We start from the raw sequence: 10,941 nt of genomic DNA, 5'->3' as shown, positions 1-10,941 counted from the left end.
CTAATAGGGTGTCCACTAAACGTGGGTAACCTCACAACACGTCAATGAACTGCGTGGCTCCCAGCTGTGCATCGGTGTGGTTGGTCAGCTTCAGCGAGTGCTGAAACGCAGCGTCATGATCAACGAGCTTGTCCTCAGCAGACTTCTGCAGACCCACAGCGACGACGTTGGGGACAGTCAGAGTCGTCAGCGCTGCACGCGAGTCCAGCGGAGTGTAGTCCTTCGCCTTATCTTCACTCGGCGTGTAGGCGTTCTCATTGGCGGAGGAAGTAACGGCCTTAATGGACGTGTTCTCCTTCAGCGCCTTGACAGCTTCATCCAGTTTCAGCTCTGGCGTTCCCGTTATGCGGTACGAGTGCACGATGTCGAACTGCTGGCCCGGTCCTGCCCACGCCGGAGTCATGACCGTGAATGTCGGCTTCGGCTGACCGTTGTCCCACGGCTGGAAGAAGTCCGAGGACTTTCCGGCATTCTTGTCGGCCCAGCCGATGGGGAAGAACGGGTCGTTGTTCGGGTCGTCAGTTTCGTTTTTCTTGTCTGACAGCGCCCACGTTCGTTCAATGTAGTTGTCTGTGGAGGGAGCACAGTCCTTCGGGTCATTGGAGATCTGACCCTTGTGATACTTCATTCCCCGTGACAGCGATTCTTCGTCAGCGGTGACACACTTGGACAGATAGATCCGCATGTGAACACGTGTGGGCTTACCATCAGCGGTGCTCGAATTCACTGCAATATTGGTCCCGTTGTTGACAACAACCTGACCGGCCGTGATGAGCTCCTGCTTCTGCTGGCCGATACCGCCAACACGCTTTTCGCCAACGCTGCCCCAGATGTCGCGAACTCCTGCCGACGGCTTTTCGGCAAGGATTACGTCCTTCGAGTCGCGTTTCTTCTTATCGCCTTCAAAGACCTGCGCGAAGTTCGTTGTTTTGTAGTACTCCGCGTCGCCCTGCTTGGCCTTGACCGTGTCCAGTGTACTGACCACGCGAGGATCACCCGTTGTAGCCACGTAGCGGAAAGTCGTCGGTCTCTGAATGACGTTCTCGCCGGGAATGACAATCTTGATTCCGGCGATTTCATTGGACTTCATGCTTCCCGGGTCGGCAAAGCTATTGCCCGTCACTTTGGCGGAGGCGTCGTAGAAGACTTCCCAATCGGCGTCGCCAGAACAGTCAGGAGCTGTTCCCTTATTGGTTTTATCAGCCTTGGTGATGTACACCTTGGCATCCGGGAAGACGTCCTGGATGTTGACCTTGCCCTGGTTGCCAATCTGGACCGTGGGCACGTAGATGTTGTTCGCGGTGGAGACAACGCGCTGAACTCCGGGCTGCCACACTGAACAGATGGTCGGGTTGTCCTTAACGTCGACGGGCGTGACTTCCATGCGGACATTCGCGCTTGTAAGAGCCTGCTTGTAGTTGAAAGCCTGCTTGCCCTTTTCTTCGGTCTCCACCCAGTTGATTCCGACGTCGTACTTGGCTGAAGGACAGCCCCCGGGGTGCGTGCACTTCCACTTGGTCAGGTCAACCGTCTGCTTGGCACAGTTGTTGTTCGGGAAGCCATATTTGCCCGCCAACAGACCCTGCCCGGCGTCAGCGGTGGATGCGCTGCACTCGGTCAAGCCGCCGGGGTCGGCAGTGTTATCGCCAAGTGCTTTATTACCCTTCGCGGTTGGAATGTTCGACGGCACTCCGCGGCTGTCTTTCACCCGCGCAGGCTTGCCGTTTTCATCCACGATGTCCATGCGGGTGATGAAATCCGTCTTGCCCGAGGACAGGCCCTTGGTTGGGATGAGAAAACGGAAGGGCGGATTGGACTTGTCGTACTTGCCGTCGACGTACGGATTGCCATTCGCGTCGATCTTGGCTTTCTTCCAATCGCTGCCGTCATAGGACACCAGCACCTCGTCGCCCTTAAAGGGAGCATTTTCCGGCATCACGAGGGTGTAGCGGCTGATGGTTTCCGGATCGATCGGCAGAATCCGACCTTTCGGTGTCGCACCGCTGGGGGCAGGACTGTGCTTTTGGTCGGCGGGATAAGCCGGCAATCCGGATCGAGCACTGATGCCGATATATTCAACGCCGTCACGCACGGTGGTCGTGACGCCGCTCTGCGGGTCTTCGATCATCTGGTCAAAACGAGGCTCGACGAGTACGCTGAGCTTCTTGTCTGCGACCGCGGTCTTCAGCGCAGAGCCGTCTTCCTTAGCGGCTTTGAGCCCAAGATTGAACGTGCCCTCAGGGTTTTCGCCGCCCCGGAGTTCCAGTGCCTGGATTGTCGATGCTGTGAGTTCCAGCGAAACAGTCGCGTTCTTATTCGGTTCCGCCTTCACAGTTATGGCGCCCTGAGCATCAACCGTGGCCGAAACGCCGGCATAGCTTGCTGAACCAGTCTTCAGAGTCGGCTTCACGGTGGGTTCGGGCAGACCAGCCGCACGAGCTTCGGCACTGAGCCACGTTGGCGTAACCGTGAACGTAATCGGATCAGCTGCTGTTTTGACGTTCAGGTCGATGCTGTAGTGGGCGATATCCCCGGCACAGATATTGCCGTCGTTCGAGGTGTTGTCACCGGGCTCATAGCCATTGGACTTGGTGATCAGACAGCCTGATCCGCCGTCTTTTGCCAGCCTCAGGCCATATTGAATATTGCTTTGGCCGATTTCGACTGCCTGTGATTCTCCAGGCTTTCCCATTTCCCCCGCGGCCTCTGCTGGCTGTGGCACAAGCACTGCTATTGCACAGAGAAGAGCAAGCACCGCGAAAACGGCAGTCATTCGCGTAAGCAGAGAGGAAGTCATCCGTGAACCCATAAGGCGTCCTTATTGCTGTCCAGCGCTGGCCTGAACGCTTGACGTGAAAATGGAGTGAAAAGGCCGAATATCATAAGATTACCAGCGAGTATAGACAACGAACAGGCCTTGCGCACCTAATCGACCCGCCGAGTGCCGCAATAACTCTTCTCTGAGGGCAATAAAGGGGAGGCGGAAACTACGTTTCCGCCTCCCCTTTATTGCCTAACCGGCAACACCTGGCTAAAGGGCCGCGCTCCAGCACAGCCCGACCGAAAGCCCGCGCCTGCGCCCTCAAGCACAGCCGTGGCCCCGGCTTAAACCAGCTTTAATCCGCCCGGCCGGTGTCTTCTGTTACCGCGACGTTCGAGTTCAGCCACCACGTGTAGTGGTCGAGAACGTCATGGGCGATCCGCTCGCGCGAATAGTCGAGGATGTCGTAGGTTCCTCCGCCGGGAACCTTCACTTCAAGCTGACTTGAAACATCGTCGGCTTCGCGCATTCGAGTGCCGTAGGTTGCAGCCTTGATCTGGCGGATCTGTGCCGTGTAGTCGAAGTTCTCAAGCATGTCGTGAGTCCCGAGCACGGTCAGCGACACGGAGTGCTTGATGTTCTTCGACACGTCGTCTTCACGGTTGATCTGCGCGTCAACACCCTGGGCGCGCAGTTCGGCTGCGACCTCTTCCAGCGCCGGAATGACAACCTCGGTCATGCGCTCCTGAGTCGAGCGCATCGACACACTGCCGAACTGACGGCGCAGACGGTTGCGCCAGTTGACAGCCGAACCAGCACCACCGGCAACACCGCTGCCGACCATGCTGCCAGCACCGACAACCTGCGAGCGCAGCGAGTCCATCATGGCGTTCGTCTGCTTGCGCTCACCTTCCAGCGCGCGCAACAGTCCGATGGCAACGAGGATCATGACGATTGCAAAGGGCAGTCCCATGACCACCGTCGCGTACTGCAGCGCGGTAATGCCGCCGACAACGAGCATGGCGATTGTCAGCACTCCGGTTGCCGCAGCCCACAGGATGCGCACCCACGGTTTGGCGTCGGTTTCAGCATCCGGCAGGCGGCTGGTGAGGTTGGCCATGACCAGCGCACCGGAGTCAGCAGATGTCACGTAGAACAGCAGCCCGACGAACGTTGCCAGTCCCACCAGGAAGAACGCTCCGGGGAACTGCTGCAGCAGCATGTAGAAACCGGATTCCGGTGTTTCGACAGCGGCTTCGGCAAATGCAATGTCACCCGAGCGGATGCGCTCAATGGCGGTGTTTCCGAACATGGTCACCCACATGAGGATGTAGATGAACGGAATGGTCAGCGTGCCGATGACGAACTGTCCCAGTGTGCGACCCTTGGAGATGCGGGCCAGGAACATTCCGACGAAGCTCGCCCAGGCAACCCACCAGGCCCAGAAGAACAGAGTCCACAGGTTCATCCATTCGTCCGGGTGGTCGAATGCCATCGTGTCCAGCGTCATTCCGGGGAACATGCTGACGAAGTCACCGACGTTCATGGTGGCCGCACGCAGCAGGAACGCGGTGTCGCCGAACACCAGCACCCAACCGGCCAGCACCAGTGCGAGCACCACGTTGAGCTGGCTGAGGATGCGGATGCCCTTGTCAACACCCGATGTTGCCGACACGATTGCCACGAGAACCGCGACAACCACAAGTCCGATCTGTGCGGGGATGCCCTGCTCGATGCCGAACAGCAGATCCAGGCCCACGTTGAGCATGACCACGCCGATGCCCAGCGAGGTTGCAACACCGAAGATGGTTCCCAGCACCGTCGCGATGTCGACGGCGTTGCCGATGCCGCCCTTGATGCGCTTGCCGAACAGCGGGTAAAGCGCCGAACGGACAGCCAGCGGAAGTCCCTTGCGGTGGGCGAAGTAGCCCAGGGCGATGCCCATGAGCGTGTACATTCCCCACCCGGTGATGCCGTAGTGGAACAGCGTCCACACAGTGCCTTCGCGCGCGGCATCGACCGTGCCGGGCTCCGTCACGGGTGGCGCCAGGTACTGCGAGGCGGGTTCGGCAACCGCGAAGAACATCACGTCGGTGCCGATGCCGGCTGCGAACAGCATGGACGCCCAGGCGAACGTCGAATATTCGGGACGGTCGGTGTCCTTGCCCAAGCGGATTTTGGAGTACCGCAGGGCGAGCACCACCACGAACACGAGGATCCCGGTGGCCAGCAGGATGTAGAACCAGCCGAACCAGTTGCCGATCCAGCCCACGAGCAAGCCGAGTGTCGCCTCGGCGGACTCTGTGAAGAACAGCGCCCACCCGGCGACCAGCGCGATGAACACGCCGGTCACGCCGAGCACAACAGGTTTGATCTTGGGGCTTGTCACCTGGGGCTGAAGCTCGGGTTCGACTTCTGCCGGACCGTTTTCCGCAGAGGCCCCAGCTGACGAGGTGCCGCTCGCCGCAGTCTGCGCCTGCGGTTTGGAGTTTGGTGGGGTACCGCTCACTGGTCATCACCCGCAGCCATGGCCTCAAGGGCGCTGGGGATGTCCTTGCGGGCGTTCCACGCGCTGTTGCGCGGGTCGCCTTCGGGGTACAGCGGCATACCGGACTTGGCCTTGTAGACCGGCGGGTGTTCCGGCTTGAGCATGGTGTTGCCGGCAATGAGGTCGGCAGCGCGCTCGGCCACCATCATCACCGGTGCGTAGATGTTGCCGTTGGTGATGGTCGGGAACACGGATGCGTCCACAACGCGCAGACCCTCAGTGCCGTGGACCTTCATGGACGACGGGTCGACAACCGCCATGTCGTCAACACCCATCTTCGCCGAGCACGACGGGTGCAGAGCGGTTTCGGCGTCGCGGCGGATCCAGTCGAGGATCTCCTCGTCCGTTTCAACGTCCTTGCCGGGCGACAGTTCGCCGCCGTCGAACGGTGCGAACGCCGGCTGGGACAGGATGTGGCGTGCTGCGCGCACAACCTCAACCCATTCGCGGCGGTCGTTTTCGGTTGACAGGTAGTTGAACAGGATCGACGGGTGCTGCTTGGGATCGTTCGACTTGATCTTCACGTGACCGCGAACATCCGAGTTCATCGGGCCGATGTGCACCTGGTAGCCGTGTTCGTGGTCCCCGCCGGTGCCGTCGTAGCGCACAGCGATCGGCAGGAAGTGGAACATGAGGTTCGGGTAGACGACATCGTCGTTGGTGCGTATGAAGCCGCCGCCCTCGAAGTGGTTCGAAGCACCCACACCGGCGTTGGCGAACAGCCACTGAGCACCGATCCACGGGGCCTTCCACATCTTCAGCCACGGCTGAATCGAAACCGGCTGCACCGATTCGTGCTGCAGGTAGACCTCCAGGTGGTCCTGCAGGTTCTCACCCACGCCCGGCAGCTCGACCCGCGGCTTGATACCAACCGAACGCAGGTGGTCAGGATCGCCCACACCGGACAGCTGCAGCACCTGAGGCGAGTTGAAGGCGCCCCCGCAGAGGATCACCTCACCGGCGGAGACGCTGTGAGGCTTCTTTCCGCCTCGTACGAAGTCGACTCCGGTCACACGGGTGCCGTTCCAGCGCAGCTGAGTGACGAACGCCAGAGTCGCAATGTCGAGGTTCTTGCGGTTCTTGACCGGCCACAGGTAGGAACGCGAAGCACTCATACGCGAACCCTTGTAGGTGTTGGCATCGAACGCGGCGAAGCCCTCCTGGCGGTAGCCGTTGACGTCATCGGTCGGGGCGTAGCCAGCCTGGCGGGTGGCTTCGAAGAACGCCTGGAACAGCGGGCTGTTGGCGGGCTTGCGCTCAAGGGTCAGCGGACCCGAACCGCCGCGCCACTCATCGGCCCCAGCCAGGGTTGTTTCCATGCGCTTGAAGTACGGCAGGCAGTGGGCGTAGTCCCAGTCCTCCATGCCCTCAAACGTGGCCCACTTGTCGTAGTCGCCGGCGTTGCCGCGCTGGAAGATCATGCCGTTGATGGAGCTTGAACCGCCGAGCACCTTACCGCGGGTGTGCGACACGCGGCGTCCGCCCATGTGCGGTTCCGGATCGGTTTCGTAGCGCCAGTCGTACATCGGGTTGCCCGACGGGAACATGAGTGCAGCGGGCATGTGGATCAGCGGGTCAAACTTGAAGTCCGCGCGACCGGCTTCAAGCACCAGCACGCTGGTGCTGGGGTCGGCCGACAGGCGGTTGGCGAGCGCCGAACCGGCCGATCCGCCGCCGACGATTACATAGTCATAGTGTTGCTTCACTTAAACGCTCCTTGGAGTTGTGAACAGAAGATTGTGGGGAGGGTCAGGCTTTGCGGCCGGAGAACCAGTCGGCCGGTGCCGGCTTCGTGTTGTGCCAGATGTGCTTGACCTCCTGGTATTCGGCCAGGCCGTCTTCGCCGAGTTCACGGCCGATGCCCGACTGCTTCATGCCGCCCCATTCGGCCTGCGGGACATAGGGGTGGAAGTCGTTGATCCACACGGTGCCGTGGCGCAGGCGACCGGCAACCCGTTCCGCGCGGCCGGCGTTTTCGGTCCACACGGCACCGGCGAGGCCGTAGACGGTGTCATTGCCCAGGGCCACTGCGGCGTCTTCGGCGGCCTCCGTCGTGTCGCCTGAGAAGGTTTCGACTGTCAACACCGGGCCGAAGGATTCGTCGTGGACGCAGCGCATCGACTGGTCGCAGCGGTCAAGGATGGTCGGCAGGTAGTAGGAGCCCTGCGCGAGTTCGCCTTCGCCGCGCTTGCCGCCGGTGCGCAGAACAGCACCGTCTTCGATGGCCTCTTCGACGTAGCGGTGGACCTTGTTCAGGTGGTCTTCGCTGATGAGCGGGCCGGTTTCGGCATTGTCGTCGAAGGGACCGCCCAGGCGGATGAGTTCGGCGCGGCGCACGAGTTCGTCGACGACCTCATCGTGAATGGACTCTTCGACGATCAGGCGCGCACCGGCCGAGCACACCTGGCCGGAGTCCAGGAAGATCGCGGTGAGCGCGTTGTCGACTGCCGCTTCGAGATCAGCGTCGGCGAAGATGATGTTGGGGTTTTTGCCGCCGAGTTCCAGGGCGACTTTCTTCACGGTCGGAGCGGCAGCGGCCATGATGACGCGGCCGGTTTCCAGACCACCCGTGAACGACACGAGGTCCACCTGCGGGTTTTCCGTCATTTCGGCACCCACGGTTCCACCCGGACCGGTGACGAGGTTGGCAACCCCTGCCGGAAGCCCCGCCTCGTCAAGAGCATCCATGAGCCACATGGCGGTCTGGGGCGTCAGCTCGGCCGGCTTGAGCACGAAGGTGTTTCCGGCGGCGATGGCCGGGGCGATCTTCCAGGCCGTCTGCAGCAGCGGGAAGTTCCACGGCGTGATGAGTGAGCACACGCCCACCGGTTCGGTGACCACGCGGCTGGAGATGGTCGGATCGCCCGGATCAACCACGCGACCGGCATGCTTGTCCGCCAGACCCGCGAAGTGGCGGAAGACGTTGATGATGTCGTCCATGTCCTGCTGGGACTCGACAAAGCGCTTGCCCGTGTCCTGCGATTCCATGCGGGCGACCTTGTCCTTGTCGCGCTCAAGGATGTCAGCCAGACGGTCGACGATTGCGCCGCGTTCGGCTGCCGGGGTCGTGGCCCAGGTGCCTTCGTCGAAGGTGCTGCGCGCGGCTTCGATTGCCCGGCGGGCGTCAGCGCGGTCGCCTTCGCTGACAGTGATCACGTGCGATCCATCGGCAGGGCAGAGGATGTTTCGGGTTTCCTGTGATTCCGCTTCTTGCCACTGTCCGTTGATGTAGATGCTCGGCACGGCACTTCCTTCGCTTTTGGCTTGTAGGTTTGCTGCGTTTTCGCTTCACGCTCACTTAAAACGATAACGCACGTTATATCGAAAATAAAACGAGCGTTATACTTTTGTCGAGATACAAGATCGGAGCACACGAGGCACCGGCGAGTCTGAACCCAAGTGCTGCCGAGGTCCAGGAGTACGATTGCAAACCATGAAGCCGTCCGAGCGGGCAACAGAACCAGCGGCTGAGCAGACGGGTAATACGTTAGACAGACCCGCGGGTGGGTCAGCAGACATCCAGCCGACTAAACAGGCAGGTAAAACTGCAGGTAGGCCCGCAGGCAGGCTGGCAACAAAGCCGGTGCGCGAAAGGCTGCTGGATTCCGCCGACGCCCTGCTGTTCGCCCACGGAGTGATCTCCACCCCGGTCGACCGAATTCTCAAGGACGCACAGGCCTCCCCGCCGAGTCTCTACTCGCACTTCGGGAACAAAGAAGGGCTGATCGCAGCTGCTCTGCGCCGGCGTCTGCACATTTGGACTGGCGTGTGGGACACCGAAATCGCAGCGGCTGACTGTCCGAAGGAGCGGGCACTCGCTCTGTGGGATGCGCTCACGACGTACCAGGGTGAACACATGACCGAACGCTGGTGTGCCTTCAGCGGGACCGCTGCCGCCACCGAACACCCCAGCGCTCAGCTGCAGGCCGTTCTCGACGAAGAAACCCAGCTGCTGCGCACGCGCCTCCTGGCCGTCGCCCGCGAAATCACAGGTGAGGACAGCCGAGCGGAGGCGTTGGCGTCGGCACTCATGGTCGCGTACACGGGCACTATGGCCTTGATGCTGCGCGAGGACTACCCCACCGCCATCGCCGAGGGCCGTGCGAGCGCCCAAGCACTAATCGAGGCATTCGCTGGGGCGTAAACCGGCTGACTCTGCTAGGCGCTCGGCCCTATCCAGCACCTCAGCCCGGCCACCCAGCCCGGCGCTCCAGCCCAGCCCGGCGCCACAAGTTACTCTGCCGTCTAGTCGGGAGAACGAGGCAAAAACGGCGATTTCGCATCAATATTCCACCTACAGAGCAGAGTTTGCCGTCGGGGTGGGTGGCTCTGACGTTGCGCAGTGACTCGTGCGCTGTGGGCTGTTGACGGCCAGCCAGCTATCCCCAGGGCTCACACGGGGATGGCCGCGGGGTTGTGGTCTTACTAGCTTCGGCGCATGGACTTTCTGCAGAACGCCTCGCCCTATGGGCAATGGGCATCCAACCAGCTGCTGCGCCAAGCGGGAGTGTCGGAATGGCGGATTCGCACAAAGACCGGCAGCGCGCACCACGGTGTGCGCATCGTTGACGGCGGACCTCTGCCACCCTCGTTCCCGCCCCAGATGGATGAACGGTGGTTCCAGCAGTGGTCTGACTTGGCTGCTCTGCAGATGATCCGGCCCGATGCTATTGGTTCGCACTCGACTGCAGCGCTGCTCCACGGATTGATCCTGCCTCGAAGAATGCAGCAGTCGTCCACGCTTCACGTGAGCACCGGCACTCGCGGTAACAAGATCGAGAGAAAAGGAGTCCGCGGATACCGCAAGACGCCGGAATCAGTCGGAACTTTTTTCGGAGTGCGTCTGTCAACTGCTTCCGCAGCGGTGCTCGAACTCGCTCCGATGCTGGAGCTCGATGACATGGTCCGACTGTTGGATGGGCTTATGGGCACGTGGAACGGCGACCCGAGAGTCGAACACGCCAAACTCAAAAGCTTCATACGGGATCTGCCCCAGTCCCGCGCCTACAGAACTCTGCGCAAAGCCCTCCGCTTGGCCAGGCCGGGGGTGCAGTCACCTCAGGAAACGACCCTGCGCCTTGAGATCGTTCGCGCCGGACTGCCCGAACCGACGGTCAACCCGCGCGTCTATCTGACCAGCTTCAGCGACTACAGGAAACCCGACCTGGCCTGGGAGGACTACAAGGTGTGCTGCGAGTACGAAGGCGCCCACCACATGCTCGACGCGAAACAGTGGTCCACCGACATCCGCCGGCACCGCGCTTTCGAAGCAGCGGGCTGGATTGTCATCCGGGTGACTAAATCAATGAAGCCCGTCGAATACCTCGCGGCGATTAGAGACGCATTGCGGTCCCGCGGCTGGCGTGGGTGAGCAGCTCGCTCGGCCAGACACTAAAACACCGCTACCCAACTGACCCGGCGCCCCAGCTCTGCAACTCAGCCCGGCCCGACACGACAGCCCGGCACCACAAGTTACTCTGCCGTCTAGTCGGAAGAACGAGGCAAAAACGGCGATTTCGCATCAATATTCCACCTAGACAGCAGAGTTTGCCGCCGGGGCGGGCGCGACCAAGAGGCTGGGCAACTTCGCCGGGGCGGGCGCGACCGCAAGGGCGAGCGCGACCGCAAGGGC

6 protein-coding genes are annotated in these 10,941 nt (G+C 61.4%); 2 read left to right on the top strand and 4 right to left on the bottom strand.

Features of this window, described 5'->3' with window-relative positions:
• Nucleotides 1-31 precede the first annotated feature (31 nt).
• The 4 genes from HMPREF3162_RS03305 to HMPREF3162_RS03290 form a co-directional block, all read right to left on the bottom strand.
• Nucleotides 32-2,773: a hypothetical protein gene (locus tag HMPREF3162_RS03305; RefSeq protein WP_141759536.1), complete on the bottom strand. Its 2,742-nt coding sequence runs from the start codon at nt 2,771-2,773 to the stop codon at nt 32-34.
• Nucleotides 2,774-3,116: 343 nt separating this feature from the next.
• Nucleotides 3,117-5,270 (bottom strand): choline BCCT transporter BetT, encoded by a 2,154-nt coding sequence (betT, locus tag HMPREF3162_RS03300; RefSeq protein WP_083318884.1) that lies wholly within the window; start codon nt 5,268-5,270, stop codon nt 3,117-3,119.
• The gene (betA, locus tag HMPREF3162_RS03295; protein WP_070576150.1) at nt 5,267-7,015 is read right to left on the bottom strand and encodes a choline dehydrogenase; all 1,749 of its coding nucleotides are present in this window, start codon (nt 7,013-7,015) and stop codon (nt 5,267-5,269) included. The genes betT and betA overlap by 4 nt, the downstream gene beginning before the upstream one ends.
• 43 nt (nt 7,016-7,058) lie before the next feature.
• Nucleotides 7,059-8,552 (bottom strand): aldehyde dehydrogenase family protein, encoded by a 1,494-nt coding sequence (locus HMPREF3162_RS03290; protein WP_070776909.1) that lies wholly within the window; start codon nt 8,550-8,552, stop codon nt 7,059-7,061.
• 340 nt (nt 8,553-8,892) lie between these two features.
• On the opposite strand from HMPREF3162_RS03290, the gene HMPREF3162_RS03285 reads away from it, so the two are divergent.
• Nucleotides 8,893-9,453, top strand: coding sequence for a TetR/AcrR family transcriptional regulator (locus HMPREF3162_RS03285; protein WP_176747334.1), 561 nt, complete (start codon nt 8,893-8,895; stop codon nt 9,451-9,453).
• A gap of 294 nt (nt 9,454-9,747) precedes the next feature.
• A complete protein-coding gene (locus HMPREF3162_RS03280) occupies nt 9,748-10,680 on the top strand; it encodes a hypothetical protein (protein WP_070776908.1) in 933 nt (310 codons plus the stop codon).
• Nucleotides 10,681-10,941: the final 261 nt, after the last annotated feature.

It is taken from the genome of Brevibacterium sp. HMSC07C04 (assembly GCF_001815905.1).
In the GTDB taxonomy this organism is placed as follows: domain Bacteria; phylum Actinomycetota; class Actinomycetes; order Actinomycetales; family Brevibacteriaceae; genus Brevibacterium.
Note: the sequence above shows the minus strand (reverse complement) of the source record. Positions and strands in the feature narration are given on the sequence as shown.